This window comes from Streptomyces sp. NPDC001156 (assembly GCF_053598275.1).
On sequence record NZ_JBSFJX010000019.1, the window covers coordinates 15,670 to 42,077 of the forward strand.

Here is a 26,408-nt window from a genome sequence, read left to right on the forward strand (position 1 = left end):
CACCCGCTCGGGGCCGAGCCGTCAGGCGAACACCGCGACCGCCGCCCGCGCGGCCGCCTCCACCAGCGAAATTCCCTTCGTCTGCGTGGAGTTGCCCTTCGACAGGGTCGCCACCAGATAGTCGTGGCCGTCGGCCGTGATCCGCCCGATGCTGTTGACGTCCCACAGACCGGTCGTGCTGCGCGCCAGCCAGCCGTTCTTCAGCGCCCACCGGGACCCGTCGGCGGCCGCTGACACCCCCCAGTGCTGGCCCGCCGCGATGTTCCCCATGAGCTCCCGGACATACGACCGGGAGGCGTCGCTGAGCTTCGAGCCGTCGCCGAACACCTCCTGGAGCAGGGTGAGCTGATCGGCCGCCGTGGTCTGCGTCAGGCCCCACAGAGGACCGTCGCCGCCCGTGGTGTCCGTGAGGCCGAAGCGTTTGTTCGCGCTGTCGAGCCCGTCCGCCTCCCCGATCGCGGTCCACAGCGCCGTCGCCGAGGCGTTGTCGCTGTCCTCGATCATCGCGGTGGCGTACGTCTTCTCCTGCTCGGTCAGCTTGCGGTCCGCGTCCTGCGCCTGGAGCAGCAGCGTCGCCAGGATGTCCACCTTCACGATGCTGGCCGTGTCGAAGGCGCCGTCGCCGTACACGGCGCTGTCACCGGAGTCCATGTCGAGGACGGCCACGGCCACGTCCGTCCCGTCCTCGGCGGGCACCGACTTCATGGCCTTCGCCAGCAACGCGCCCCGGTCCACCGAGGGCTCCGCCGCAGGTTCCACCGATGCCTCCTGGCTCGCCGTGGCCGACGCCGAGGGCGTCACCGACGACTGCGACGATACGGCGCCCGTGTCGGCGTGCGCCTGCGCCTTCACATACGCCGTCCCGGCCGCCGTACCGCCGACGACGACGATCGAGGCGAGCATCGTGTACAGCAGCGGGCGGCCCCGCGAGGAACGGGCGCGGCGGCGACGGGCTCTGTGGGACTCCATGGCCGCGATGCTCGGGGGCCGTGCTGTGCGGGGCGTTGGACGGACGTGAGATGCGGCTCAGCAATGTCTGAGAAACCCGTGAACCGCATGGCCGCCGTGCCGCAGGGCCGGCACAAGCGCGGCAAAGGCCCCCCGATAGGGTCGGTGACCGTGGCGAACAAGAACATTCCCGACTCCGGCTTCTCCGACGACGACGGCAGCGCCGATCCGCGGCTGAGCGCGGCGCTCACCGCGTGGGCCGAGGACCGCGCCGCCGTCGGGCCCGTTCTGGAGGCGCTCAAGGGCGCACGGCTGCTGGTTCCCGTCGTCGCGATCCTTGGAGAGACGGAGGAGGACGAGAACGGGCTGCGCCGCGAGAAGACCAGCGAGATGGCCGTGCCGACGCTGAAGGCCGGCAGCCGCACCGCCCTGCCCGCCTTCACCTCAACCGAGTCGCTGGCCCGCTGGGACCCGGCGGCCCGCCCCGTCGCCGTCCCGCTGCACCAGGCCCTGCAGGCCGCCGTGCACGAGAAGGCCGACACCATCGTGCTGGACCTGTCGGGACCGGTGCCGTTCGAACTCACGGGCCCCGCGCTGCTCGCCCTCGCGGAGGGGCGCACGACGACCGATCCGCTCGCCGACCCGGCCGTGACCGCGGCGGTGCGGGCCGCCGTCGCCGCCGAGCCCGCCGTGCTGCGCGCCTACCTCGGCGCGGGGCAGGCCGACGGCACCCTGGCGCTCGTCCTGGACCCGTCCGCGCCCCCGGCCGAGGCCGCCCGCGCGGTGGCACAGCGCATGGCCGCCGACGACACACTGAGGGCCCGCCTGGTGCGCGGCCTCGACCTGGCAGTACTGCCGGCCGGGGCGACGCCTCCGGGCGAGCCCTTCTACGTGCGTTCCTGACGGTTCCGCTCCCGGGGCGGAGCGGGGTGCGAAGACCCTGCCGGGCCCATGCGGTCCGGCCGTCTAGCCGTACACCGCCCCCGTGTACTTCTCGCCGGGGCCCTGGCCCGGCTCGTCCGGGACGACCGACGCCTCGCGGAAGGCGAGCTGGAGCGACTTGAGGCCGTCGCGCAGGGGAGCCGCGTGGAAGGAGCTGATCTCCGTCGCGCTCGCGTCGAGCAGCCCGGCGAGGGCGTGCACCAGCTTGCGGGCCTCGTCCAGGTCCTTGTACTTGTCGCCTTCCTCGGTCAGCCCGAGCTTCACGGCGGCGGCGCTCATCAGGTTGACGGCGATCGTGACGATCACCTCGACCGCGGGGACCTCCGCGATGTCACGGGCCATGGCGTCGAAGTCGCGGTTCTCGTCGGCGGCCGGGGACTCAGTGGCGGCCGGGGATTCCTCGGGGGTGTCACTCATGTCCCTCACGATAGGCCCCGGCAGATGCCTCTCCGCTCCCGGGAGGGCAGGGGAGGCGGCCTCGGGGGCGGGGCGGCAGATGCCCGGTGCACGCCGGTTCGCACCACTCCCGGGGAGCTGCTAACCTTGTGTGACGACCGGCCGGACATGGCAGTGCCCGGCCCACAAGTGGAGGCTCCGATCTCCCACCTGACCGTCCTCCGGGACGGCGGGTCACCGGTCAGGCGGCCACCACCGTTCCGTACGGACGGTGGAGTCGCCCGAATGCGCGCCCCGCGGTCCACCCGCGGCGGTGCTCCGGAATCTTTGGAGCCCCGCCTGTGTACCGTCCGGGGCATTTTTCATGCGCCGCGATGGTTGGGTCCCATGTCAACCAGACATATGCGGCTGTCCGCCAGACGGTCGTGATGGTGCTACCGAGGAGGATCCATCAGCACCGAGCCCCGCATCAACGACCGGATTCGCGTTCCCGAGGTGCGACTTGTCGGTCCCAGTGGCGAGCAGGTGGGCATTGTGCCGCTTGCCAAGGCCCTGGAGCTTGCGCAGGAGTACGACCTGGACCTGGTCGAGGTCGCGGCGAACGCCCGTCCGCCCGTCTGCAAGCTCATGGACTACGGGAAGTTCAAGTACGAGTCGGCCATGAAGGCCCGTGAGGCGCGCAAGAACCAGGCGCACACGGTCATCAAGGAGATGAAGCTCCGGCCGAAGATCGACCCGCACGACTATGACACCAAAAAGGGTCACGTCGTCCGGTTCCTCAAGCAGGGCGACAAGGTCAAGATCACGATCATGTTCCGCGGTCGCGAGCAGTCCCGGCCCGAACTGGGCTACCGGCTGCTGCAGCGTCTCGCGGAGGACGTCCAGGACCTCGGCTTCGTCGAGTCGAACCCGAAGCAGGACGGCCGGAACATGATCATGGTTCTCGGTCCGCACAAGAAGAAGACCGAGGCCATGGCCGAGGCTCGTCAGGCGCAGGAGGCTCGCAAGGCCGAGGCGAAGGCCCACCCGGGCCGCTCGCAGAACGCCGCCGAGCCCGAGACCACCGAGGCCCCGGCCGAGGCTTCCGCCGAGGCGTGACCCCCGGGACGTCAGTCCCAGGACCAACCGATACAAGAGCGACGCTCCAACGTGCCCGGTTTCAGTGACCGGGCACCGGAGCGCCACCGACGAGGAGAGAACGGCGCTATGCCGAAGAACAAGTCGCACAGCGGTGCCAGCAAGCGCTTCAAGATCACCGGCTCCGGCAAGGTGCTCCGCGAGCGCGCCGGCAAGCGCCACCTGCTCGAGCACAAGTCGTCCCGTCTGACGCGTCGCCTCACCGGCAACGCCGAGATGGCCCCGGGCGACGCCAAGAAGATCAAGAAGCTTCTCGGCAAGTGACGCGGCGGCGCCGGATCCTCTGATCCCTTCGCGCCGCACGTCTGGACCGGGACCCAATCGATTCCGGGCCGCGTGAGTTCAACCGCGGCCCCGCTACAAGGAGTTAAAAAGTGGCACGCGTCAAGCGGGCAGTCAACGCCCACAAGAAGCGCCGGGCGATCCTCGAGCAGGCCTCCGGCTACCGCGGTCAGCGTTCGCGCCTGTACCGCAAGGCCAAGGAGCAGGTCACCCACTCGCTGGTCTACAACTACAACGACCGCAAGAAGCGCAAGGGCGACTTCCGTCAGCTGTGGATCCAGCGCATCAACGCCGCTGCCCGCGCCAACGGCATCACCTACAACCGCTTCATCCAGGGTCTGAAGGCCGCGAACGTCGAGGTCGACCGCAAGATCCTGGCCGAGCTGGCCGTCAACGACGCCGGCGCGTTCGCCGCGCTCGTCGAGGTCGCGCAGAAGGCGCTGCCGGCGGATGTGAACGCCCCGAAGGCGGCCGCCTGACCGCTGCGCCGGCCCGAGCCGACGTGACCACGGACCCGCAGGCTTCGCAGCCTGCGGGTCCGACTGCGTTCCGAAGACGACACATCCGCCGCTCCGTGGATCGCCGCCGCGCGCAGACGGACTCCTGAACCCCCGGAAGTGAACACCATGGCCCCCGCCACCCCCGAGCTGATCTCCCCCCGTTCCCCCCGCGTCAGCGCCGCGCGGCGGCTCGCCAAGCGGAGCTTCCGGGGGAAGGAGCGGCTGTTTCTCGCGGAGGGGCCGCAGGCCGTACGGGAGGCCGCCGCGCACCGCGCCGAGGGCCGGCCCACCCTCGTCGAGCTGTTCGCCACCGTCGAAGCCGCGGAGCGGTACGCCGACATCGTGGGGGAGTCCCGTGACGCCGGGGCGCGGGTGCACCTCGCGACCGAGGACGTGATCGCCGACATCTCCACCACCGTCACCCCGCAGGGCCTCGTCGGGATCTGCCGGTTCCTCGACACGCCCTTCGACGAGATCCTCGAGGCACGCCCCACGCTGGTCGCCGTCCTCGCCCATGTGCGCGACCCCGGGAACGCCGGGACCGTTCTGCGCTGCGCGGACGCCGCCGGTGCCGAGGCCGTCGTCCTCACCGACGCCTCCGTCGATCTGTACAACCCCAAGGCGGTCCGCGCTTCCGTCGGCTCCCTCTTCCATCTGCCGGTGGCCGTCGGCGTCCCCGTCGAGCACGCCGTCGCCGGGCTGAAGGGCGCCGGGGTGCGGATCCTGGCCGCCGACGGCGCGGGGCAGCACGACCTCGACGACGAGCTCGACAAGGGCACCATGGGCGGCCCCACCGCCTGGGTCTTCGGCAACGAGGCCTGGGGGCTGCCGGAGGAGACCCGGACGCTCGCCGACGCCGTGGTGCGGGTGCCGATCCACGGAAAGGCCGAGAGCCTGAACCTCGCGACCGCCGCCGCCGTATGTCTCTATGCGTCGGCGCGTGCACAGCGCGCGGCCGGAGGGTGCCGTTCCGTCACATCCGGCTAGTAGGGTGGCGGGCTCGGGGGTGCGCCTCCCGACGAGAGGTGGGGTACGGGCATGATCGGCACGAGCAGGGCACCGGGAGCACGTGAAGCGGGCCGCACGCCCGCCGCCGAGCCCGGTGATCTCGCCGGGCTCGGCATCGACTCGGACGAACTGCCCGACGGACTCGTCGTCGCCGACGAGCGCGGCCTGGTGATCTGCTTCAACGCCGCGGCCGGCCGCATCACCGCCCTGCCCGCCGTGGAGGCCCTCGGCCGGCGGCTCGACCATGTGCTGCCGCTGGAGGACCTGGAGGGGCGGCGCTGGTGGCAGCTGACCGATCCGTACGGCGGCCTCGCCATCCGGGTCCGGCAGCCGGAGCGCAACCTGCTGCTGCCCGGCGGGCGGGAAGTGCTCGTGTCGGCGCACTACGTACGGACCTACCCCACCGGACCCATCCGCCGCGTCGTCGTGTGCCTCCGGGACACCGAGGCGCGACGTCGCACCGAGCGCAGCCACGCCGAGCTGATCGCCACGGTGGCCCATGAACTGCGCTCGCCCCTCACCTCCGTCAAGGGCTTCACGGCCACCCTGCTCGCCAAGTGGGACCGCTTCACCGACGACCAGAAGCGGCTGATGCTGGAGACCGTCGACGCCGACGCCGACCGCGTCACCCGGCTCATCGCCGAACTGCTGGACATCTCCCGGATCGACTCCGGGCGGCTGGAGCTGCGCCGCCAGCCCGTCGACATGGGGGCGGCGGTCGGACGGCACATCCAGGCGTATGTCGCCGCCGGCCAGCCCGCCGACCGCTTCCTGCTGCGCATGGAGCACCCGCTGCCCGCCCTCTGGGCCGACCCCGACAAGATCGACCAGGTGCTGAGCAACCTGATCGAAAACGCCGTGCGCCACGGCGAGGGAACCGTCACCATTGACATCACCCCCTCGGTGTCCCGGCGCGAAGCGGGGGACGGGGGGAGCGACGAGAACACCGCCACGTCGGTCACGGTGAGCGACGAGGGCCCCGGCATCCCGGAGGAATCCATGAACCGCGTCTTCACCCGCTTCTGGCGGGGCAGCAAGCGCGGCGGTACGGGTCTCGGGCTCTACATCGTCAAGGGCATCGTCGAGGCCCACGGCGGAACCATCACGGTCGGCCGCGCCCGCGGTGGCGGGGCCGAGTTCCGATTTAGCCTGCCCGTGGGCACACCGGCGTACCTCCTGTAACGCCGCCGAGGCCCACGGGCTCCTCCGCACTTTCAGGGAGCCGCCGTCCGGCCGCCTCGTGGACACTCGGCCCGGTTGCCGCTCCCACCCCGTTAGACTCGGCCTTTGGCACCTTTGCGTCCCGAAGTCGGCGACGATTCGTCATCGGAAAGTGTCATCGGACCAGTGTCAGGACCAGTGACGGGGACCTTCAGCCAGCCAATCGGAAGCACGGGAAGAGATGTCGGCACCCAATAAGTCGTACGACCCTGTCGAGGTCGAGGCCTTGAAACCGGAAGAGATCGAGCGCATGCGGGACGAGGCGCTCGCCGCCTTCGGCGCCGCGGACTCCCTCGACGCGCTCCACGAGGCCAAGGTCGCCCACACCGGCCCCGCCTCGCCGCTGGCCCTCGCCAACCGCGAGATCGGCGCCCTGCCCCCGCACGCCAAGGCCGACGCCGGCAAGCGTGTCGGTATGGCCCGCGGCGCCGTGAACAAGGCGCTCGCCGCCCGCCAGGCCGAGCTGGAGGCCGAGCGGGACGCCCGCGTGCTGGTCGAGGAGTCGGTGGACGTCACCCTGCCCTACGACCGCGTACCGGCCGGCGCACGGCACCCGCTGACCACGTTCATGGAGCGGGTCGCGGACGTCTTCGTGTCCATGGGGTACGAGGTCGCCGAGGGCCCCGAGGTAGAGGCGGAGTGGTTCAACTTCGACGCCCTGAACTTCGGCCCCGACCACCCGGCCCGGCAGATGCAGGACACCTTCTTCGTCGAGGGCCCCAAGGGCGACCACGGCGAGTCCGGTGTGGTGCTGCGCACGCACACCTCGCCGGTCCAGGCCCGCTCCCTGCTCGACCGCGAGCCCCCCGTCTACATCGTCTGCCCCGGCCGTGTGTACCGCACCGACGAGCTGGACGCCACTCACACCCCGGTCTTCCACCAGATCGAGCTGCTGGCCGTCGACGAGGGCCTGACCATGGCCGACCTCAAGGGCACGATGGACCATATGGTCCAGTCGCTCTTCGGGCCGGACATGAAGACCCGGCTGCGGCCGAACTACTTCCCCTTCACCGAGCCGTCCGCCGAGATGGACATGCTCTGCTACGTCTGCAAGGGCGAGTCCGTCGGCAACCCGGACCGGCCCTGCCGCACCTGCTCCAGCGAGGGCTGGATCGAGCTCGGCGGCTGCGGCATGGTCAACCCGCGGGTGCTCGTCGCCTGCGGCGTGGACCCCGAGAAGTACAGCGGATTCGCCTTCGGGTTCGGTATCGAGCGGATGCTGATGTTCCGCCACAACGTCGAAGACATGCGAGACATGGTCGAGGGTGACGTCAGGTTCACCCGGCCCTTCGGGATGGAGATCTGATGCGGGTCCCGCTTTCTTGGCTGCGGGAGTACGTCGACCTGCCGGCGACTCAGACCGGGCGCGACGTCCAGGCCAAGCTCATTTCGGTCGGTCTCGAGGTCGAGACCGTCGAGCAGCTCGGCGCCGACCTCAAGGGCCCGCTGGCCGTCGGCCAGGTGCTGTCCATCGAGGAGCTGGAGGGCTTCAAGAAGCCGATCCGGTTCTGCACGGTCGACGTCGGCCAGGCCAACGGCACGGGTGAGCCGCAGGAGATCGTCTGCGGCGCCCGCAACTTCTCCGTCGGCGACAAGGTCGTCGTGGTCCTGCCGGGCGCCGTGCTGCCCGGCGGCTTCTCGATCGCCGCGCGCAAGACGTACGGCAGGACCTCGCACGGCATGATCTGCTCCAGCGACGAACTGGGCATGGGCGACGACGGCAGCAAGGGCATCATCGTGCTGCCGCCCGAGACCGAGGTCGGCATCGACGCGATCGAACTGCTCGAGCTGGTCGACGAGGTGCTCGACATCGCCGTCACCCCGGACCGCGGCTACGCGCTGTCGCTGCGCGGCATCGCCCGGGAGGCCGCCATCGCCTACGGTCTGCCGCTGCGCGACCCGGCGCTGATCGACGTCCCGGCGCCGAACGCCTCCGGCTACCCGGTGCAGGTCTCCGAGCCGCTCGGCTGCGACCGTTTCACTGCGCGTACGGTGACCGGGATCGAGCCCGAGGCGCGCTCCCCGATCTGGCTGCAGCGCCGGCTGCAGAAGGCGGGCATGCGCCCGGTCTCCCTGGCCGTCGACATCACCAACTACGTGATGATCGAGCTGGGCCAGCCCCTGCACGCGTACGACCGTTCCCTCATCCAGGGCACGATCGGCGTGCGCCGGGCCGAGCAGGGCGAGCAGCTCACCACCCTCGACGGCGTCACGCGCACGCTGGACTCCGAGGACCTGGTGATCACGGACGACCGAGGCCCGATCGGCCTCGCCGGTGTCATGGGCGGCGCCAACACGGAGATCGCCGACCACCAGCACGAGTCCGGCGGCACCACCGACGTCGTCATCGAGGCGGCCCACTTCGACGCGATCTCGATCGCGCGTACGGCCCGCCGCCACAAGCTGGCCTCCGAGGCGTCCCGGCGCTTCGAGCGCGGTGTCGACCCGCTGGCCGCGCCCGCCGCCGCCCAGCGCACGGTCGACCTGCTGGTGCTGCTCGGGAGCGGTACCGCCGAGGCCGGGGTCACCGAGGTCATCGCGCCGTCCGCGCCGCGCACCATCACCATTCCGGCGAACCACCCGGACAAGGTGGCGGGCGTCGACTACGGCCGCGAGACCGTCGTACGGCGGCTCCAGGAGGTCGGCTGCGACGTCTACGGGCAGGACGAGCTGATCGTCACCGTTCCGTCCTGGCGGCCCGACCTGACCGACCCGAACGACCTGGCCGAGGAGGTCATCCGGCTGGAGGGCTACGAGAACCTGCCCTCCACGCTGCCCAAGCCCCCGGCGGGCCGTGGCCTGACCGAGCGGCAGCGGCTGCACCGCCGTGTCGGCCGCGCGCTGTCCGGTGCCGGCTATGTCGAGGCGCCGAACTACCCGTTCATCGGCGAGCAGATCTTCGACCAGTTCGGCCTGGCCGCCGACGACCCGAACCGCCGGGTCGTCAAGCTGGTCAACCCGCTCTCGGACGAGGAGCCCGCCCTCCGTACGACGCTGCTGCCGGGCCTGCTCGGCGCGCTGCGCCGCAACGACGGCCGCGGCTCGCACGACCTGGCGCTCTTCGAGACCGGGCTGGTCTTCCACCCGCGCGCGGAGCAGCGCGTCGCCTCGCGCCTGCCCGTCGACCGCCGCCCGACCGACGAGGAGATCGCCTCGCTCACGGCAGCGCTGCCCGAGCAGCCCCGGCACATCGCCGTGGTCCTCGCGGGCGCCCGGGAGCAGGTCGGTTGGTGGGGCAAGGGCCGCCCGGCCGACTGGGCCGACGCCATCGAGGCCGCGCGTGCCGTCGCCCGTGAGGTGGGGGCCGACCTCGTCGTCCGCAAGGGCCAGTACGGTCCCTGGCACCCCGGTCGCTGCGCCGAACTGGCCGTGGTGACCGACGGGACCGAGCAGGTCGTCGGGTACGCCGGTGAGCTGCACCCCGGCGTCCTGAAGACCCTGGGTCTGCCCGAGCGCACCTGCGCGATGGAACTGAACCTGGACGTCCTGGAGCAGTCGGGCAGCGGCCCGGTGAAGGGCCCCCGGATCTCGACCTTCCCGGTCGCCACCCAGGACGTCGCGCTGGTCGTCGACGGGAACGTCCCGCACGCGGACGTCGAGGCCGCACTGCGCGAGGGCGCCGGCGAGCTGCTGGAGTCCCTGCGGCTGTTCGACGTCTACGAGAGCGAGCAGCTCGGAGAGGGCAAGAAGTCGCTGGCGTACGCGCTGCGCTTCCGCGCCCCCGACCGGACGCTGACCGTCGACGAGGCCTCCGCGGCCCGCGACGCCGCGGTCGCCCTGGCGGCCGAGCGGACGGGTGCCACACTGCGGAGCTAGGCGGGGTCCGACCCGCCGCGGTCGGATCGTCGCACGACGTTTGATGCGGTGCGCCCCACGAGGGATCTTCCCTCGTGGGGCGCACTTGGTTCGTGTGGGGCTGCGGTGCGGTCGCCTTGACGGCTGAGTGGGCGGGCGATGCTGCGGAGTTGGGCGGGGTCCCGCCCTTCGCGGTGGGATCGGTGCCCGTTGTCCGTTGGGGCGCGCACCATGGGGGATTCCCCCTCGTGGGGCGCACTTGGTTCATCTGGGGCTGCGGCGCGGTGCGGTGCGCCGCGGTCGCGCCGACGCTGAACGGGTTGGGCCAGGCTGCGGAGTTGGGCGGGGTCCCGCCCTTCGCGGTCGGGTCGGTGCGCGTTCTCCGTTGGGGGGCGCCCCTCGGCGGTCTTCCCTCGTGGGCCGCACTCGGATGATCCGGCGACGCGGTGATGTGCCGTGGCGGGCGTCGTGTGCCGCGGTCGCGCCGGCCGTCGAGCAGGCAGGCCATGCTGCGGAGTTGGGCGCGGTCCTGCCCCTCGCGGTCGGATCCGCGGGGGTTCCCCTCGTAGGGCGCACTTGGTTGTACCGGCAATGCGGCCAGGCGCCCTGCGCTCCGGCGTGACCGCCACCGAACGGACAGGGGCCACGCTGCGGAGTAAGACGGGTCCGGCCCCTCGTGGTCGGATCGTTGCGCGTTGTCCGGTGCGGTGCGCCCCACGGGGGGAACTTCCCCGTGGGGCGCACCCGGATGACCCGGCCATGCCGCGATGCCGCGCCAGGTGTCGCGCGCCCCGGCTCGTTTGGGCGGCGCCGGCGCCGACGGAACGCGTGGCTGTCCGGCCGCGGACCGCTCGCGGCCGGACCCGCGCCTCCCCGCGCGCTCCTGTGCACCACGGCCGCGCCGTCCGCCCCGCCACGGAGTGTCGGGCAGGCAGCGGGACGGACGGCGCGGAATCGGACCGCCGCACTGTACGAGGGGGAGCCGGCGGCCCGGCCGGCCTCTTACGAGGGATTCAAGTCAAGCGGCCGGAAACACACTGCGGCAGCGCGCGCACAGCCCGGCTTCGCGCACTTCGTTCACACCCCGTGTGAATCCGAACGCACTACGCTGTCGAGACGAAGCCACCGGGGGGCACCCATGCAGCCCAACACTCTGCTCGACGCGATCCTCGACGAGGCCGGGATATCCCACGCGGGACTGGCCGCGCACGTCAACCAGGCAGGGCGGGCCCGCGGCCTTGCACTCAGATACGAACACACCGCCGTGGCACGCTGGTTGAAGGGCCAGCGTCCGCGCGGTCAGGTGCCGGACCTGATCTGCGAGGTCGTCGCCGCCCGGCTGCACCGCCCGGTGACGCTCGACGACATCGGCCTCGGCGTGCCCGGCGAACCGGCCGCCCCGCAAGGCTCCGGCCTGTCCGGTTTCGTCGAACGGGCCACCGCCCTGTGGCGCTCCGACGAGCAGCAGCGCCCGCACATCCTGGGCGCGCCCGCCGTCACCGGTACGCCCGCCGTGATGCCCGTGTGGGAGTGGGAGAACCCGCCCGAGGACGTGGACGTCTCACGCGGAGGCAGGCACCGGGTCACCCCGACCGACATCGAGACGCTGCGGTCCGCTCGCGCCCACTACGAGCTGATGTACCGCAAGGCGGGCGGCGTCGCGACCCGCAGCCGCATCGTCGGCTTCCTCAACTCCGAGACGGCGCCCCTGCTGCGCGGCAGTTACACCGACGAGATGGGCCGCCAGTTGCACCGCGCCACCGGCGGCCTGGTGGCGATCGCCGGCATCTGCGCCTACGACTCGGACGCCCACGGCCTGGCCCAGCGCTACTTCCACCAGGCCCTGCGTCTGGCCAAGGCCAGCGGTGACCGGGGGCTTGGCGCGTATGTGATAGCGCTGCTGGTCAACCAGTCGCTGTTCATGAAGGAGTACCGGCAGGCCGTCGCGTTCGCCGAGGCAGCGCTGCGCGCCGCGGGCAAGCAGATCACTCCAGCGCTGGCGTCGGACCTGTACGCGATGCAGGCGAAGGCGTACGCGCACCTCGGCGACGCCACGGGCGCGCTGTCGTGCATCCGGCGGGCCGAGTCGGCGGCCGAACGGATCAGGCGCGGATACGAGCCGGACGAGACCGGCTATGTCCAGCCCGGCCTCGTCAACGTGCAGGTCGCGGAGGCGCTGCTCAGCCTCGGCGATCTGACGGCGGCAGGGGAGCACGCGGCGGCCGCCGTCGGCACTCCCGCGCACGACCGCGGCCGGGTGCACCGGCTCGCCATGCTCAGTCAGATCGAGCTGCGCCAGGGCAACGCCGACAAGGCGGTGGCCACCGCGGTCGAGATGGCGGAGCGGGCCCGGGGAATGGAGTCCATGCGTCTGCGCGAGAGACTGCGGGCGGTACGCGAGCACCTGGTACGAAGCGGCGGTGCGGGAACGGCTGACGCGGCCGAACTCATCGACGGCGCACTGCGCGTACCGCTGTAGACCCGCTCCCACCACACCGGATGCGGGTGCCGGCCCCTCGGCGCGGACGGTCGCGCCTGCCGCCGCGCCGGGGATGCATCGCTGTGCGCCTGCTGCGTGGACGCTCCTGCTGCGATATTGCCACTTACTGAGTGGAAGGTGGCAGAACCGTGCAGTGGACGAAGCAGAACGAACAAACCGTCTATGCGAACCGCTGGTTCAGCGTCAATCTCGCTGATGTCGAGCTGCCGGACGGTCGGCACCTCGACCACTTCCTGATACGGCTGCGGCCCGTCGCAGTGGCGACCGTCGTCAACGAGGCCAACGAGGTGCTGCTGTTGTGGCGGCACCGCTTCATCACCGACAGCTGGGGATGGGAACTCGCCGCGGGGGTCGTCGAGGACGGCGAGGACATCGCCGCCGCGGCGGCCCGCGAACTCGAGGAGGAGACCGGCTGGCGACCGGGACCCCTGCGCCATCTCATGAGCGTCGAGCCCTCCAACGGACTGACCGACGCCCGGCACCACATCTACTGGGCCGACGAGGGCGAGTACGTCGGGCACCCCGTGGACGACTTCGAGTCGGACCGCCGGGAATGGGTGTCCCTCAAACTGGTCCCCGACATGGTCGCCCGCGGAGAGGTCCCGGCCGCGAACATGGCAGCCGCGCTGCTCCTCCTGCATCACCTCAGGCTCGGGCAGGACGCTGTGCCCTGAATCCCGTACGGCGTCCCGGCGGCTAGTGGGCGAGAGCCTGCCAGAGCGCCACGACGAGTGCGCCCACGGCCGTGAGGGCGGCTACCGCGGGCAGTGGCCAGCGCGTGTGCTCCAGTGCCACGACCCGCTCGCTCAGGTCGTCGAGATCCTTGGCGGTCTGCTCGGCGCGCTGACTGAGCAGGGCCAGTCCTCCCTCCACCCGTGCCTGCGCAACGTCGAGGCGACGGCGTAACTCTGCGACATCTCCATGGACCACGGGATGCTCGGGGTCGACGGTCACAAGTCCGCTCCTTTCCGTAGTCGTCACATCCCTTGCATGCGCATGAGAAGTCAACTCGCCTGGCGGACGGGTGGGGAGAGTGTGCGCGTGGCATATGCGGGTCCGATGCGCACACGGTGTGTGAACGGAGCGGGCCCGGCACCGCGAACAGTGCCGGGCCCGTACCGGGCGAAGGCCCACGGTCCGTGATCAGGCGTCAGGGCGGAAGCCTGCGAAGGGATCAGGAGTAGGTGTAGAAGCCCGAACCCGTCTTCCGGCCGAGCCGGCCCGCCTCCACCATGCGCTGCAGCAGCGGGGGAGCGGCGTACAGGGGTTCCTTGTACTCCTCGTACATCGAGTTGGCGATGGAGACGATCGTGTCCAGGCCGATCAGGTCGGAGAGCTTGAGCGGGCCCATCGGGTGGGCGCAGCCCATCTCCATGCCGTTGTCGATGTCCTCACGGCCGGCGATACCCGACTCGAACATCCGGATGGCGGAGAGCAGATAGGGCACGAGCAGCGCGTTGACCACGAAGCCCGAGCGGTCCTGGGCCCGGATCGCATGCTTGCCGAGGGCCTTCTCCGCGAACAGCTGCGCCCGGCCGAGGGTGCCCTCGGAGGTGGTGAGGGCCGGGATCAGCTCGACGAGCTGCTGCACCGGGGCCGGGTTGAAGAAGTGGATGCCGACCACGTGGTCCGGACGCGAGGTGGCGACCGCGAGCTTCACCAGCGGGATCGAGGAGGTGTTGGAGGCGAGGATCGCGTCGGGGCGGGTCACCACCTGGTCGAGCACCTGGAAGATCTCGGTCTTCACCTGCTCGTTCTCCACGACGGCCTCGATCACCAGGTCGCGGTCGGCGAACTCGCCGAGGTCGGTGGTGAAGGTGAGGCGCGCCTGCGTCGCCTCTCGCTCCTCCTCGGAGATCTTGCCTCGCTCGGCTGCCTTGGACAGGGAGTTGAACAGGCGGGTCCGCCCGATCTCCAGGGCCTCGCCGGTGGTCTCGGCGACCTTCACGTCCAGTCCGGCACGGGCGCACACCTCGGCGATGCCCGCTCCCATCTGGCCGCAGCCCACCACTCCGACGCGTTCGATGTCGGTCACATCGTCCCTTTCGCTGATCTACGGCTGTGGCAGGTCCGTTCGGGTACCGGTCGCCTGCTCCATTCGTGCACGTTACTCCCAAGTATCGATGATCGATCGTGAGGGTGCGTGCATGCTTAGGCGCGGTAACGATCCGTGACGGTGTGGATCCACAGTGTACGAGGGCGGGGCAGATGAGCCGGTTGTCACGACGGGCGTTCGCGGTGGCCGCGTTGTCGGCCTTCACCACGGGCGCGGCGGCCGCACCGAGGCGACGGCAGGCGACCACCGAGCTGCGGGGGATGTGGCTCGCGACCGTGTTCAACCGTGACTGGCCCTCCCGCTCCGGCCTGTCGCCCGCCGTCCAGCAGGCCCAGCTGCGCGCTCACCTCGACACGGCGGTCCGGCGCGGGCTGAACGCGGTCTTCTTCCAGGTCCGCCCCACGGCCGACGCGATGTGGCCCTCGACGCACGAGCCCTGGTCCCAGTACCTCACCGGCACCCAGGGCAAGGACCCGGGCTGGGACCCGCTGGGTACGGCCATCGAGGAGGCGCACGCGCGGGGGGCTTCAGCTGCACGCCTGGTTCAACCCCTACCGGGTCGCCACCCACACCGACCTCTCGCGGCTCGTCCCCTCGCACCCGGCGCGCAGAAATCCCGGGTGGGTCGTGCCCTACGGCGGCATGCTCTTCTACAACCCCGGTCTGCCCCAGGTCCGCACCTTCGTCGAGGACGCGATCCTCGACGCCGTGCAGCGCTATCCGGTCGACGGCGTCCACTTCGACGACTACTTCTACCCGTATCCCGTCGCGGGCCAGGCCTTCAATGACGACGCGGCCTACACCGCACACGGCGGCGGCTTCCCGAGCCGGGCGGCCTGGCGCCGGAACAACATCGACCTGCTGGTGGAGGAGGTCGCGGCCCGCGTCCGGCGCGTCCGGCCCACCGCCGGCTTCGGGATCAGCCCCTTCGGGGTGTGGCGCAACGCCGCCACCGACTCACGGGGCTCGGCCACACGGGCCGGCGTCCAGACGTACGACGACCTGTACGCGGACACCAGGACCTGGGTGCGCTCCGGCTTGCTGGACTACATCTGCCCGCAGATCTACTGGAACATCGGCTTCGCCGCGGCCGATTACGCGGAACTCGTGCGCTGGTGGGCGAAGACCGTCCAGGGCACGGCCGTACGCCTGTACGTGGGGGAGGCGCTGTACAAGGCCGGTGACCCCCAGCAGCCCGCCGCCTGGCAGGACCCGGCGGAGCTCTCCCGGCACCTGACTCTGGCCGACCGCTACCCGCAGGTGCGCGGCCATGTCTTCTTCGCCGCCAAGGACATCGCGCTCGATCCGATCGGCGCGATGGCGCGGGTGGCCGCCGACCACTACAAGCAGCCGGCGAAGCCCCCGCGCTGACCCTGCCGGGCCTAGTGCCCGATCTGCCCGCTGATTTCCTTGTGGCGGATCTCCGTGTCGGGGCCCGGTGAGCACACGCCTTCGTGCCCGTCCTGGAAGCGGACGCGGTAGGGCGGGTTGCCATTCGTGCCCATGACTTCGACGATCTCACCGATCTTGTCGTGCTGCCCGACGATCCTGCCGTGCTGCACCAGTTTGTCGCCCACAGTTGCGCGCATCCGATGGGCCTCCTCGTCGCGTAAGCGTCGTCGGTCCTTGGCCGCGAGTCCGCGGCCCGGGAGCGCCGGTTCGTGCCCCGCCCCGGTCATGCTCTCGCCCGCTGCGTGACCGCGATGCAGACCAGGACCGCGACGGCCGTGAGCGGTGCGGCCGGAGTGAGGTGCTCGCCGAGGAGCAGTACCGACCACACCAGTGTGAGCAGCGGCTGAGCCAACTGCAACTGGCTCGCCCGGGGTATCCCCACGGCGGCCATCCCCCGGTACCAGACCACCAGTCCCAGGAACTGCGACCCGGCCGCCACCCACAGCACCCCGGTCACGGAGTGCACCGTAAGACGTACCGGCTCCCACGACAGGGCGACGAGCGCACCGGGCACGGTGAGCGGCAGGCACAGCACCAGTGCCCAGCCGATGACCTGCCAGCCGGGCATCACCCGGGCCAGCCGGCCGCCCTCGGTGTAGCCCGCCGCGCAGATCAGCAGGGCTCCGAAGAGGTAGGCGTCCGCACCCGTCAGTGCGCCGCCGCTCTGCTGCACGGTGAAGGCGATCACGGCGGCGGCGCCGGCCAGGGCCGCGAGCCAGAAGGTCCGGGAAGGGCGGGTGCCGACGCGCAGCGCGGAGAAGAGGGCGGTGGTCAGGGGAAGAAGCCCGACCACCACGGCGGCGTGCGCGGTGGTCGAGGTCTCCAGGGCGAGGGTGGTCAGCAACGGGAAGCCGACCACGACCCCGGCCGCGACGACGGCGAGGCCCGGCCAGTGCGGGCGGGCGGGCAGGGGCACGCGCAGCGCGAGCAGGCACCCGCTTGCGATCACCGCGGCCAGCACACTGCGCACCGCCACCAGCGACCAGGGCCCGAACCCGTCCAGTCCCCAGGCGGTGGCGGGAAACGTGAGCGAGAAGGCGACGACCCCGAGGGCTGCCTGCAGCGTGCCGGCACGGCGCAGGGAGGCCGAGGTGGCGTCCTGAGGATTCCCGGCGGCTCCGCTGCCTGGAGAGGCGCTCCCGGATGCCGGGCGCACCGCTATCGCGTTCTGAGGGGTAGCGCTATTCTCTGCTCTCATGCATGAGCGTAGCAGCGTGGGACAGTTGGCGGATCTGCTGCGACCGGAATTGAAGCGCTACTCTCCTGGAGAGAAGCTGCCGTCCAGCCGTGCCCTCGTCGAGCGGTTTCGGGTCAGCCCGGTGACCGTGTCGCGGGCGCTGGCGCAACTGGCCGCCGAGGGGCTCGTGGTGACGCGTCCCGGAGCGGGGGCGTTCCGCGCCGAGCCGCGCGCCGAGTCCCAGGCGGTGGGCGACACCGCATGGCAGGAGGTAGCGCTGAGCGCGGACACCACCGTGGAACTCGTGCCGCGCAGCGTCGACGCCTCTGGCGTACTGGCCTCGCTGGCCGCCCCGCCCGCCGGTGTCGTCGAGTTCAACGGCGGCTATCTGCATCCCGCTCTGCAGCCCGAGCGCGCGATGGGCGCCGCCCTGTCCCGGGCCGGGCGCAGGCCCGGAGTGTGGGCGCGGCCGCCCGTCGAAGGCATCGCCGAACTGCGCGAGTGGTTCGCACGGGGCATCGGCGGCGCGATCACCGCGGCCGACGTACTGATCACGGCGGGCGGCCAGTCCGCCCTCACCACCGCGCTGCGGGCCCTGGCATCCCCGGGTGCACCGGTCCTGGTGGAGTCGCCCACCTACCCCGGCATGCTGGCGATCGCCCGCGCCTCCGGCCTGAGACCGGTGCCCGTCCCGGTCGACGCGGACGGGGTGAAGCCGGAGCTGCTCGCCGACGCGTTCCGGGCGAGCGGCGCCCGCGTCCTCGTCTGCCAGCCGCTGTTCCAGAACCCGACCGGAGCCGTGCTCACGCCCGGGCGCCGTGGTGAGGTCCTGCGGATCGTGCGGGACGCCGGCGCCTTCGTGATCGAGGACGACTTCGTACGGCGGCTGGTCCACGAGGACTCAGGACCGGTGCCGCCCCCGCTGGCCGCCGAGGATCCCGACGGCGTCGTGGTGCACGTCTGCTCGCTCACCAAGGCGACCTCGCCCAGCTTCAGGGTCGCCGCCCTGGCGGCCCGCGGTCCGGTCCTCGAGCGGCTGCGGGCCATCCAGATCGTCGACACCTTCTTCGTGCCGCGCCCTTTGCAGGAGGCCGCGCTCGAACTCGTCGGCTCGCCTGCCTGGCCGCGTCATCTGCGTGCCGTCTCCGCCGAGTTGAGGCGCCGCCGCGACACGCTGACCACCGCTCTGCGTCTGGCTCTGCCCGGGCTCGCCCTGCCGCACGTCCCGGCCGGCGGCTATCACCTCTGGGTGCGGCTGCCCGAGGGCACCGACGAGTCCGCCCTCGTCGCGGGCGCCCTGCGCGAGGGCGTCGCGGTCGCCCCCGGACGCCCCTACTTCAGTGCCGAACCCCCCGCCGCCCATCTGCGGCTGAGCTTCGCGGCGGCCGCGGGGACGGGGGAGATCACGGAGGGCGTGCGCCGTCTGCGCACGGCCTGCGAGAAGGTGCTCCGGCCGACCGGGCGCGCCACGGGAACTGCACTCGACGCGGACGTTTCCGGCCGGTGACCATCGCGGACGCCGCCGACCGGTGCAGGGGCCGGGCGCGTGTCAAGACGGCGGTACCGTTGGTAACTCCTGAGTAACGCCCCCTTGACCTGCCCACATGGTGGGCACACGATCGCCGCATGCATCTTCGGGTCACGTTCGTCGCCGCAGCGCGTAGCTCGTCGCTGCTGGCGGAGCGGTTCCAGGACGACCGGCCGCTGGACCAGGCCGGTTGGGACGAGGTGCAGCGTGTCGCCCACGACCTGGTGCCGTTGGCGGCGGCCGAGCTGCGCTACTGCTCGCCGACCCCGCGGAACCGGGCGACCGGCGACGCGCTCGGGTATGCGCCACTGGTGCAGCCCGCGCTGCGGGACTGCGACATGGGCCGCTGGCGCGGCCTCACCCTGGGCGAGGCGATGGCCCGGGAGCCCTCCGCTGTGGACGCCTGGCTGGCCGACCCCCGTTCCGCGCCGCATGGCGGGGAGCCCCTGATGTCCTTCATCTCCCGTGTGGGCGGCTGGCTGGACACACGTCCCGTGGACGACGGCAGCCGCATCGTCGCCGTGACGGAGCCGGCGGTGGTGCGGGCCGCGCTGGTGTACGCGCTGAAGGCGGGACCGTCGTCGTACTGGAACATCGACGTCCGCCCGCTGTCCACGATCACGCTCGCCGGTCACAACGGGCGCTGGAACCTTCGCCTGGAAGCCGGGTCACAGGTCCGCGTCTGACCGGTCCCGCTCGCGCGTGTAGTCGGTGGTCAGGAGGAGGTCCTTCGCGGGTCCGCCGACCCTCCACACCGTGCGCCAGTGGTCCTGGTCGTGGACCGTGAACTCGCCCCGGTAGAGGTCCGCGGCGCACGGATGCTCGGCGACGTGGTGGCCGCGGGTGAGATCGAGGTCGTGGAACGGACCGCCGTCGGCGAACCGCACGTCCGAGGTGCCGGCCGACGTCCCGGGCAGGAACCGGAGTGTCCGCTCGGCGGGACGAGGCGTGCCCCGCCAGACGAACGTGCCCGACTCCTGGTGCAGCAGCCCGTCGCCGCCGTCCTCCAGTGGCGAGAACACGGTCGTCCCCTCGAAACGCCCCTCCTCACCGCTCGCGAGATCCCGCACGGTGCGCTCCACCCGCCAGCGCCCGGCGAGATGGGCCAGCACGTCGTTCACCGGCCAGAACTCACTCATCGTCTCCCTTTCCACCCTCCGGGCACGACACGCCTCGTCGAGGCGCCCGTGCCCTTCCTCCATCCTGCCGTGGATCAGGCGGAGGCAGCCGCGGCGGGGGCGGACGGCTCGCCGAGCGGCAGCAGGCCGCGCTCCGCGAACACCTTCTTCGCGGCGAAGGTCGCGTTGAGCGCCTTCGGTATGCCGCAGTAGATGGCCGAGTGCAGCAGCGCCTCGACGATCTGCTCGGGCGTGAGGCCCACATTCAGCGCCGCGCCCACATGCACATCCAGCTGGGCCTCACAGCCACCGAGGGCGGTGAGCATGCCGAGGGTCACCAGCTGGCGGTCGCGCGGAGCGAGCGCCGGCCGGTCGTATATCTCGCCGAAGGCCCACGAGACGATCTGGTGGCCGAGTTCGGGGCTGACGTCGGCGAGCGCGTCGAGGACCCGCTGTCCGGCCTCGCCGTCGACGTTGTTCAGGACCTCCAGGCCGTGGCCGAAGCGCTCTTCGCGGGTGGTGCTCTCGCTCATTCCCGTTCTTCCGTCCCCGGCTGCCGCTGCTCGAGCACCCGTTCGTAGTGGTCGATCTTGTCGTCCAGCGCGGCCGCGTTGCGGCGCAGGGCACGGATGTGGTCCGCGAGCTCGGCGCGATGCTCCCGGAGCATCGCCAGCCGGTCGCCGACCGTGGTGTCTCCGCGCGCCCGCAGCCGCGCGAATCGCTGCATGTCGGTGATCGACATGCCCGTCTCGCGCAGCCTGAGCAGGAACTCCAGCCAGGCCAGGTCCGCCGCGGCGTAGCGCCGCTGGTTGCCGGCGGTCCGGCCGACCCGTTCGATCAGCCCGGCCTTCTCGTAGTAGCGCAACGTGTCGTGCGTGAGGCCGGTGCGCTCGGCGACCTGGGCGATGGTCAGAGTCGGCTCCCGTTCGGGCGCCAGGGGCTCTCCGCTGGTCATGGAAAGACCGTAGGACCTGGAGCGCGCTCCAGGTCAAGCGCCGGCGCCGATCATCCGCCGAAGTAGGCCTGAGCTGCGCGAACGCCCTCCACCAGGGCATCCACCTCGTCCAGCGTGTTGTACACGTAGAAGCTCGCCCGGGTGGTCGCCGGAATCCCGTAGCGCCGTACGACGGGGCGGGCGCAGTGATGGCCCACCCGAACGGCGACGCCCCGCTCGTCCAGCACCTGGCCCACGTCGTGCGGATGGATGCCGTCGACCGTGAAGGAGACGGCGGAACCGCGGTCGGTGAGGTCGCGCGGGCCGACGATGTGCACGCCGGGGAGGTCGCCGAGGAGCTCGAGCGCGCGGGCGGTGAGCCGGTCCTCGTGCGCCGCCACCTCGTCCATGCCCAGCGCCTCCAGGTAGTCCACCGCCGCCGCCAGTCCGACCGCCTGGGCCGTCATCGGCACACCCGCCTCGAAGCGCAGCGGCGGGGGCAGGAAGGTGGTGCGGTCCATCTCGACGATCTCGATCATCGAGCCGCCGGTGAGGAACGGCGGTAGTCCCGCGAGCAGTTCGCGCCGGCCCCACAGCACGCCTACCCCGCTCGGGCCGAGCATCTTGTGCCCGGAGAAGGCGAGGAAGTCGGCGTCCAGATCGGATACGCGGACCGGCCGGTGGGGGACCGACTGGGCGCCGTCGACCACGACGAGGGCACCGAACGCGTGGGCGCGGTCGGCCAGTTCGCGTACGGGGTTGATCGTGCCGAGGACGTTGGACTGGTGGGTGACGGCAAGGATCTTGGTGCGCTCGTCGATGAGTTCGTCGACACGGGTGAGGTCGAGGCGCCCCTCGTCGGTGAGCCCGAACCAGTCCAGCGTCGCGCCGGTGCGCTCGGCGAGCTGCTGCCAGGGCACCAGGTTGGCGTGGTGCTCCATCTCCGTCACCACGATCCGGTCGCCGGGGCCGAGACGGCCGGCGTTGCCCAGGGCGTAGGCGACAAGGTTGATGCTCTCCGTGGTGTTCCTGGTGAAGACGACCTCGTCATCGGCGCCACCGATGAACCGGGCGACGGTGTGCCGGGCGTTCTCGTACGCCTCCGTCGCCTCCCCGGCGAGCTGGTGCGCGCCGCGGTGCACGGCGGCGTTGCGCGTCAGGTAGAAGTCCCGCTCGGCGTCGAGCACCTGGAGCGGCTTCTGGGTGGTGGCCCCGGAGTCCAGGTAGACGAGAGGGGCGCCGCTGTCCACCGTCCGTTCCAGGATCGGGAAGTCCTTGCGCAGTACGTCGACGTCGAAGGCCACGGCGGCTCACCTCTCACGGTTTCTGTATCGATTCTCCGTGAGTCACGCTAGGCCTTCTCACGGAGAATGACAAGGATTAGCATGAGGCCGTGGATCACGACGCCCCTGTCTACCTGCACCAGCTCCCGGTTCCCGGCGAGGAGCGTTATGTCTCCCTGGCGCTGGTGAACACGCGGTTCACCCTCAGCCATGGCCCCGTCGACCTGCTCGACGACGCCGAGGCGGCGCACCTGTGGCTCGTACGGCATCGGTTGCTGCCGGACCCGGTGGCGCTCAACGGCAGGCAGTTCGGGCGGCTGCTGGGTCTGCGCGAGGCGTTGCGCGCGCTGTTCGCGTCGTACGAGGCCCATGAGGTCCCCGCGACCGAGGACCTCGCGACCCTCAACGCCGCCCTGGCGGCGGCCCCCGCGACCCCCCGCCTCGCCTGGACGGCCGAAGGCCCGCACCGCGCCGCCGAGCCGGACACCGGCAACCCGGCCGCGGCGGCACTCTCCCTGCTGGCCGAGGACGCGGCCGACCTGCTCACCGGCTCCGAGGCCGAACAGCTCACGGAATGCGCCGCCCAGGGTTGTGACCGCTGGTTCCTGCGCTCGCACGGGGCACGGCGCTGGTGCACGACGAAGTGCGGCAACCGGGTGCGGGCGGCGCGGGCGTACGCGGCGCGCAAGGCGCGGTGAGGCGGCGGCGCGCGGTGGTCCCCTGTCGGCCGTCCCTGCGGCGGCGCAGCCAGCCGCGGCCGGTCGCGGGCGGCTGAACCGCGGGCGCGTGGGCGTGCCGAACGGCGGCAGGACCTTGAACCGCTCGTTCAAGGTGACGCGTATCGGCCGGCGGCTGAATACCGTGGTTTCACCACCCCAGGCCGGAACGGCAGAAGGCACCGTGTCGGCGACGACGAGGTGCTCTTCCCGGGAGGCCTGGTCGGTCTGCTCGACCGAGCGGGGTTCCTAGGCGCAGCCGCGTCCCGCCGTGAGGCAGGCAAGGCCCATGACGTCAGGCCGTCCGATAGAGGCGGAGCGCGACCAGGGACGCGACGAGCCCGTCGCCGCTGCGCGGATCGAATCCGGTGAGTTCGTGCCACCGGCTGAGTCGGTAGGCCAGCGAGTTCGGGTGCAGATGCAGAGCGCGGGCCGCCGCGGCGACCGACAGACCGTGGTCGGCGAATGCGACCACCGCCTCGGCGAGGTGGGAATCCGTGCGCGCGGTGGCGACGGCCTTGGTGAACAGCGGGGCCAGCCGGGTTGCCTGCCCGCCGAGGCCGGCTGCGAGCCAGGCGTCGACGAAACGGACGACGCGGTGCTGCCCGTCTGTCAGAGACAGCGCCTGTGTCGCGTCGGTGATGCTGTCCACCGCCCCGGCCAGGCCGGGCCGCAGAAGACCGACCCCGACCGCGGCACCCGCGCCCGGCGGCGGGATTGCTGCGGCGGCCGCGGTGACCGTTTCCGGGTCGTGCCGCTGGCCGAGGACCAGGAGCCGGGTGCCGGCGGTGGCGCAGTGGAGTTCGCCGGGCACGGTGGTCAGACGGTGCCGTAGTTGTTCGGTGCGGTCGTCCGGCCAGTCCTCCGCCGGCAGGCACAGCGCTTGGAACTCGCCGTCCGACTGGTATCCGAGCGACTCGGCCAGCGTGGCCGCGGGCTCCAACTGGACCGGGTCGGCGGTGAGCGCAGCGAACAGCCGGTGGGCGAGCGTGGCCCGGGTGACCTGGGCGCGCTGGATTTCCTCCCCGTATGCCTCGGACGCGTTGCCGGTGAGGACCCGGATCCAGGTCCAGATGAGAGTGACCAGATAGGCCAGGTCGCCGACGTGCTCGGGGTGGTCGGCCGCGGCCCGTCGCAGGATGGTGTTCCAGGCCTCGCGGAAGGTGATGTGGTAGGCCCCGAGCATCAGTTCGATGGGTAGGCCCTGCTCGGCGCGCCGTCGGCCGAGTTCGCGGGCGTGTGCGATGTGCTCTTGGTGCGGCGGGCTCTGCTCCGCGATGCCGGCCAGCAGCATGCGGCCCTGATACAGCACGAACTGGCGGTGTTCCTCCGCCGGTATGAAGGCGTATTCGGGGATCTCGGCCCGGATGCGCCTGACCATCTCGTGACTGATCCCCGGCAGGTCCTCGGTGATCTGTGCGCAGATCTGGGCCACGGCCTGCCGGGCCGCGTCCGAGAGCGGCGTCGATGGATCAGCGGAGTTCGTGGATTCCACAAATCGGAGCCTAGCATTTCCGGCTTTTCCCCGTAGATCCGCTGAATCCGTAGTGGAAAGCTCGATGTGTCGAGGCGAGCAGCGTGCGACGGGCGCACCCGCCGGAATCGAGGTCAGGCATGTCGGGCGACTACACCGTTGGCGACTACCTTCTCGCCAGGCTCGCCGAGATCGGTGTCCGGCACGTGTTCGGGGTGCCGGGCGACTACAACATGGCGTTCCTCGATCACGTCGTCGACCACGACCGGATCGCCTGGGTCGGCAACGCCAACGAGCTCAACGCGGCCTACGCGGCCGACGGCTACGCCCGCGTCAACCGGGCTGGTGCCCTCCTGACCACGTACGGCGTGGGCGAGCTCAGTGCGATCAACGGGATCGCGGGTGCCTACGCCGAGTACGTGCCGGTGATCCACATCGTGGGCGCACCGTCCACGGCGGTGGAACAGGCCGGCGCCCTGGCCCACCACACCCTCGGTGACGGCGACTACCGGCACTTCCTCCGGGCGCACGCGGAGGTCACCGTGGCCCAGGCGTACCTGAGTGCGGGCAATGCGATCGCCGAGATCGACCGGGTACTGGCCACCAGCCAAAGGGAACGTCGTCCCGGCTACCTGGCGCTGCCCACGGATGTGGCGGCGAGCCCGGCCGAGCCGCCGGCGGGCCCGCTGGTCGTGCCGGCGCCGGAGGTCTCGGCCCGGGTACTGGCCCGGTTCACCGATGCCGTGCGCACCATGCTGGCCGAGGCCGGCACGCTGGGTGTGCTTGCCGACTTCCTGGTCGACCGGTTCGGTGTTCGGGCCGAGCTTGCCGAGCTGGTCGCCGCCGGGCAGGTCCCGAATTCGACGCTGTCCATGGGCAAGGGCGTGCTCGACGAGAGCGAGCCGAACTTCGTCGGGACCTACAGCGGCGCCTTCAGCGCGAAACGGGTGCTCGCCGCCGTCGAGCAGGCTGATCTGCTGCTGTCAGTGGGTGTGCGGTTCAGTGACAGCACCACCGGGTTCAGCCACCGTATCGACCCGGACCGGACCATCGACGTGCAGCCCTTCGCCACCTGCATCGGCGACCGGGTGTTTGCGCCCTTGCCGATGCGGGACGCGGTCCGTGCACTGACCGCACTGGTGGCCGAGTCCGGCCGGTCGTGGGCACACTCGGATCTTCCGCCGGATCCGGCTTCCGACCTGGTTGGCGACACAGCCTCCGGCGGTGCGGACAGTCTGCGCCAGGCAGATTTGTGGTCGGCGGTCGAGAGGTTCCTGCGGCCGGGCGACATAGTGCTCGCCGAGCTCGGCACCTCGCTGTTCGGAGCACAGGCGATGCGGCTACCGGCTGGGGCGACCTTCATCGGCCAGCCACTGTGGGCCTCCATCGGGTACACCCTTCCGGCGACCCTCGGCGCGCAGCTCGCGGCGCCCGGGCGGCGCACGATCCTGCTCATCGGGGACGGCTCCGCAATGGTGACCGCACAGGAGCTCGGCACACTTCTGCGAGAGGGCTGCACGCCGATCGTGCTGCTGATCAACAACGGCCGCTACACCATCGAAAACGCAATCCACGGCAAGGAGCGGCGCTACAACGACATTTCCCTGTGGAACTGGACGCTGCTTCCTGCGGCCATGGGAGGCGAGTCGGTGACCACCATGCGGGCGAGCACACCCGACGAGCTGTACGCGGCGCTGGCCCGCGCCGCTGATCCGACCGATCTGGTCCTGCTGGAGGCCGTACTGCCCGCGACAGACATCCCGGACGTGCTGCGGGCCGCGGTCCGATCTCTCGCCGCCGCCGACGATTCCGACCTGGCCGGCTGACCCCGACGGCACCCGGGCCGGCGGGGTGGTTCACGCTCCCTCGTCACGGCTCCGCATTGCCGGCCAGGGTTTCGCTGTACCGCCGATGCCCACCCGTTCCCCTGCCGAGGAGCAA

At 71.4% G+C, this 26,408-nt stretch carries 25 protein-coding genes and 1 pseudogene; 15 read left to right on the forward strand and 11 right to left on the reverse strand.

The window, feature by feature from the left end:
* Nucleotides 1-21 precede the first annotated feature (21 nt).
* Nucleotides 22-969, reverse strand: a complete 948-nt coding sequence (locus ACWDA7_RS12815) for a serine hydrolase (RefSeq protein WP_450604133.1) — start codon at nt 967-969, stop codon at nt 22-24.
* 150 nt (nt 970-1,119) lie between these two features.
* On the opposite strand from ACWDA7_RS12815, the gene ACWDA7_RS12820 reads away from it, so the two are divergent.
* A complete protein-coding gene (locus tag ACWDA7_RS12820) occupies nt 1,120-1,851 on the forward strand; it encodes an SseB family protein (protein ID WP_450604213.1) in 732 nt (243 codons plus the stop codon).
* 63 nt (nt 1,852-1,914) lie between these two features.
* On the opposite strand, the gene ACWDA7_RS12825 is transcribed toward ACWDA7_RS12820, so the two are convergent.
* Nucleotides 1,915-2,307 carry a DUF1844 domain-containing protein gene (locus ACWDA7_RS12825; protein WP_450604134.1) on the reverse strand — a complete coding sequence of 131 codons (393 nt, stop codon included), beginning with the start codon at nt 2,305-2,307 and terminating at the stop codon, nt 1,915-1,917.
* Between the two features lie 429 nt (nt 2,308-2,736).
* On the opposite strand from ACWDA7_RS12825, the gene infC reads away from it, so the two are divergent.
* From infC to ACWDA7_RS12870, 9 genes are all read left to right on the forward strand, one after another.
* On the forward strand, nt 2,737-3,384 hold the full coding sequence (gene infC / locus ACWDA7_RS12830; protein WP_359390237.1) for a translation initiation factor IF-3: 648 nt from the start codon (nt 2,737-2,739) through the stop codon (nt 3,382-3,384).
* Nucleotides 3,385-3,492: 108 nt separating this feature from the next.
* Complete coding sequence (gene rpmI, locus ACWDA7_RS12835) at nt 3,493-3,687, forward strand: 50S ribosomal protein L35 (RefSeq protein WP_003947156.1); 195 nt, start codon at nt 3,493-3,495, stop codon at nt 3,685-3,687.
* Between the two features lie 110 nt (nt 3,688-3,797).
* On the forward strand, nt 3,798-4,184 hold the full coding sequence (gene rplT, locus ACWDA7_RS12840; protein ID WP_359389756.1) for a 50S ribosomal protein L20: 387 nt from the start codon (nt 3,798-3,800) through the stop codon (nt 4,182-4,184).
* Between the two features lie 147 nt (nt 4,185-4,331).
* Nucleotides 4,332-5,192, forward strand: a complete 861-nt coding sequence (locus ACWDA7_RS12845) for a TrmH family RNA methyltransferase (protein WP_450604136.1) — start codon at nt 4,332-4,334, stop codon at nt 5,190-5,192.
* Between the two features lie 51 nt (nt 5,193-5,243).
* The gene (locus ACWDA7_RS12850) at nt 5,244-6,395 is read left to right on the forward strand and encodes an ATP-binding protein (RefSeq protein ID WP_450604137.1); all 1,152 of its coding nucleotides are present in this window, start codon (nt 5,244-5,246) and stop codon (nt 6,393-6,395) included.
* A gap of 220 nt (nt 6,396-6,615) precedes the next feature.
* Nucleotides 6,616-7,740 carry a phenylalanine--tRNA ligase subunit alpha gene (gene pheS / locus ACWDA7_RS12855; protein WP_450604138.1) on the forward strand — a complete coding sequence of 375 codons (1,125 nt, stop codon included), beginning with the start codon at nt 6,616-6,618 and terminating at the stop codon, nt 7,738-7,740.
* Complete coding sequence (pheT, locus tag ACWDA7_RS12860; RefSeq protein WP_450604139.1) at nt 7,740-10,250, forward strand: phenylalanine--tRNA ligase subunit beta; 2,511 nt, start codon at nt 7,740-7,742, stop codon at nt 10,248-10,250. Before pheS ends, pheT begins: the two co-directional genes overlap by 1 nt.
* A 1,117-nt stretch (nt 10,251-11,367) precedes the next feature.
* Nucleotides 11,368-12,708 carry a transcriptional regulator gene (locus ACWDA7_RS12865; protein WP_450604140.1) on the forward strand — a complete coding sequence of 447 codons (1,341 nt, stop codon included), beginning with the start codon at nt 11,368-11,370 and terminating at the stop codon, nt 12,706-12,708.
* 149 nt (nt 12,709-12,857) lie between these two features.
* Nucleotides 12,858-13,403: an NUDIX domain-containing protein gene (locus ACWDA7_RS12870; RefSeq protein WP_450604141.1), complete on the forward strand. Its 546-nt coding sequence runs from the start codon at nt 12,858-12,860 to the stop codon at nt 13,401-13,403.
* 22 nt (nt 13,404-13,425) lie between these two features.
* Here ACWDA7_RS12870 and ACWDA7_RS12875 read toward each other — a convergent pair whose 3' ends face one another.
* The gene (locus ACWDA7_RS12875) at nt 13,426-13,683 is read right to left on the reverse strand and encodes a hypothetical protein (protein ID WP_450604142.1); all 258 of its coding nucleotides are present in this window, start codon (nt 13,681-13,683) and stop codon (nt 13,426-13,428) included.
* Between the two features lie 220 nt (nt 13,684-13,903).
* Nucleotides 13,904-14,764, reverse strand: coding sequence for a 3-hydroxybutyryl-CoA dehydrogenase (locus tag ACWDA7_RS12880; RefSeq protein ID WP_359389783.1), 861 nt, complete (start codon nt 14,762-14,764; stop codon nt 13,904-13,906).
* Nucleotides 14,765-14,937: 173 nt separating this feature from the next.
* Between ACWDA7_RS12880 and ACWDA7_RS12885 the strand changes: the two are divergent.
* A pseudogene (locus tag ACWDA7_RS12885) lies at nt 14,938-16,156 on the forward strand (glycoside hydrolase family 10 protein).
* An 11-nt stretch (nt 16,157-16,167) separates the two neighbouring features.
* On the opposite strand, the gene ACWDA7_RS12890 reads toward ACWDA7_RS12885, so the two are convergent.
* Together ACWDA7_RS12890 and ACWDA7_RS12895 are read right to left on the reverse strand one after the other, a co-directional pair.
* Entirely contained in the window at nt 16,168-16,374 is a 207-nt protein-coding gene (locus ACWDA7_RS12890; protein WP_359389789.1) for a DUF1918 domain-containing protein, read from the reverse strand.
* An 86-nt stretch (nt 16,375-16,460) separates the two neighbouring features.
* Nucleotides 16,461-17,435, reverse strand: coding sequence for a DMT family transporter (locus ACWDA7_RS12895; protein WP_450604143.1), 975 nt, complete (start codon nt 17,433-17,435; stop codon nt 16,461-16,463).
* Between ACWDA7_RS12895 and ACWDA7_RS12900 the strand changes: the two genes are divergently transcribed.
* A complete protein-coding gene (locus ACWDA7_RS12900) occupies nt 17,434-18,921 on the forward strand; it encodes an aminotransferase-like domain-containing protein (protein WP_450604144.1) in 1,488 nt (495 codons plus the stop codon). The two genes, ACWDA7_RS12895 and ACWDA7_RS12900, sit on opposite strands and share 2 nt — an antisense overlap.
* Before the next feature lie 119 nt (nt 18,922-19,040).
* Nucleotides 19,041-19,628, forward strand: coding sequence for a histidine phosphatase family protein (locus ACWDA7_RS12905; RefSeq protein ID WP_450604145.1), 588 nt, complete (start codon nt 19,041-19,043; stop codon nt 19,626-19,628).
* Here ACWDA7_RS12905 and ACWDA7_RS12910 read toward each other — a convergent pair.
* The 4 genes from ACWDA7_RS12910 to ACWDA7_RS12925 form a co-directional block, all read right to left on the reverse strand.
* The gene (locus tag ACWDA7_RS12910) at nt 19,611-20,081 is read right to left on the reverse strand and encodes a DUF6314 family protein (RefSeq protein WP_450604146.1); all 471 of its coding nucleotides are present in this window, start codon (nt 20,079-20,081) and stop codon (nt 19,611-19,613) included. The two genes, ACWDA7_RS12905 and ACWDA7_RS12910, sit on opposite strands and share 18 nt — an antisense overlap.
* Before the next feature lie 74 nt (nt 20,082-20,155).
* Nucleotides 20,156-20,593, reverse strand: coding sequence for a carboxymuconolactone decarboxylase family protein (locus ACWDA7_RS12915; protein ID WP_450604148.1), 438 nt, complete (start codon nt 20,591-20,593; stop codon nt 20,156-20,158).
* On the reverse strand, nt 20,590-21,015 hold the full coding sequence (locus tag ACWDA7_RS12920; RefSeq protein ID WP_450604149.1) for a MerR family transcriptional regulator: 426 nt from the start codon (nt 21,013-21,015) through the stop codon (nt 20,590-20,592). Before ACWDA7_RS12920 ends, ACWDA7_RS12915 begins: the two co-directional genes overlap by 4 nt.
* Nucleotides 21,016-21,065: 50 nt before the next feature.
* Complete coding sequence (locus ACWDA7_RS12925; protein WP_450604150.1) at nt 21,066-22,298, reverse strand: cysteine desulfurase; 1,233 nt, start codon at nt 22,296-22,298, stop codon at nt 21,066-21,068.
* A gap of 89 nt (nt 22,299-22,387) precedes the next feature.
* Here ACWDA7_RS12925 and ACWDA7_RS12930 point away from each other — a divergent pair, with 89 nt between their 5' ends.
* A complete protein-coding gene (locus ACWDA7_RS12930) occupies nt 22,388-22,975 on the forward strand; it encodes an ABATE domain-containing protein (protein ID WP_450604151.1) in 588 nt (195 codons plus the stop codon).
* A 313-nt stretch (nt 22,976-23,288) separates the two neighbouring features.
* On the opposite strand, the gene ACWDA7_RS12935 is transcribed toward ACWDA7_RS12930, so the two are convergent.
* Nucleotides 23,289-24,488, reverse strand: a complete 1,200-nt coding sequence (locus ACWDA7_RS12935; RefSeq protein ID WP_450604152.1) for a PucR family transcriptional regulator — start codon at nt 24,486-24,488, stop codon at nt 23,289-23,291.
* A gap of 119 nt (nt 24,489-24,607) precedes the next feature.
* Between ACWDA7_RS12935 and ACWDA7_RS12940 the strand changes: the two genes are divergently transcribed.
* Nucleotides 24,608-26,293, forward strand: a complete 1,686-nt coding sequence (locus ACWDA7_RS12940) for an alpha-keto acid decarboxylase family protein (RefSeq protein ID WP_450604153.1) — start codon at nt 24,608-24,610, stop codon at nt 26,291-26,293.
* The last annotated feature ends 115 nt before the right edge of the window (nt 26,294-26,408 follow it).

Bases quoted from the DNA above. Each gene is read 5' to 3' on its own strand.
- ACWDA7_RS12815 (WP_450604133.1), bottom strand. From the start codon at position 969: ATGGAGTCCCACAGAGCCCGTCGCCGCCGCGCCCGTTCCTCGCGGGGC.
- ACWDA7_RS12825 (WP_450604134.1), bottom strand. From the start codon at position 2,307: ATGAGTGACACCCCCGAGGAATCCCCGGCCGCCACTGAGTCCCCGGCC.
- rpmI (WP_003947156.1), top strand. From the start codon at position 3,493: ATGCCGAAGAACAAGTCGCACAGCGGTGCCAGCAAGCGCTTCAAGATC.
- ACWDA7_RS12845 (WP_450604136.1), top strand. From the start codon at position 4,332: ATGGCCCCCGCCACCCCCGAGCTGATCTCCCCCCGTTCCCCCCGCGTC.
- ACWDA7_RS12850 (WP_450604137.1), top strand. From the start codon at position 5,244: ATGATCGGCACGAGCAGGGCACCGGGAGCACGTGAAGCGGGCCGCACG.
- pheS (WP_450604138.1), top strand. From the start codon at position 6,616: ATGTCGGCACCCAATAAGTCGTACGACCCTGTCGAGGTCGAGGCCTTG.
- pheT (WP_450604139.1), top strand. From the start codon at position 7,740: ATGCGGGTCCCGCTTTCTTGGCTGCGGGAGTACGTCGACCTGCCGGCG.
- ACWDA7_RS12865 (WP_450604140.1), top strand. From the start codon at position 11,368: ATGCAGCCCAACACTCTGCTCGACGCGATCCTCGACGAGGCCGGGATA.
- ACWDA7_RS12890 (WP_359389789.1), bottom strand. From the start codon at position 16,374: ATGCGCGCAACTGTGGGCGACAAACTGGTGCAGCACGGCAGGATCGTC.
- ACWDA7_RS12900 (WP_450604144.1), top strand. From the start codon at position 17,434: ATGCATGAGCGTAGCAGCGTGGGACAGTTGGCGGATCTGCTGCGACCG.
- ACWDA7_RS12895 (WP_450604143.1), bottom strand. From the start codon at position 17,435: ATGAGAGCAGAGAATAGCGCTACCCCTCAGAACGCGATAGCGGTGCGC.
- ACWDA7_RS12905 (WP_450604145.1), top strand. From the start codon at position 19,041: ATGCATCTTCGGGTCACGTTCGTCGCCGCAGCGCGTAGCTCGTCGCTG.
- ACWDA7_RS12910 (WP_450604146.1), bottom strand. From the start codon at position 20,081: ATGAGTGAGTTCTGGCCGGTGAACGACGTGCTGGCCCATCTCGCCGGG.
- ACWDA7_RS12915 (WP_450604148.1), bottom strand. From the start codon at position 20,593: ATGAGCGAGAGCACCACCCGCGAAGAGCGCTTCGGCCACGGCCTGGAG.
- ACWDA7_RS12920 (WP_450604149.1), bottom strand. From the start codon at position 21,015: ATGACCAGCGGAGAGCCCCTGGCGCCCGAACGGGAGCCGACTCTGACC.
- ACWDA7_RS12940 (WP_450604153.1), top strand. From the start codon at position 24,608: ATGTCGGGCGACTACACCGTTGGCGACTACCTTCTCGCCAGGCTCGCC.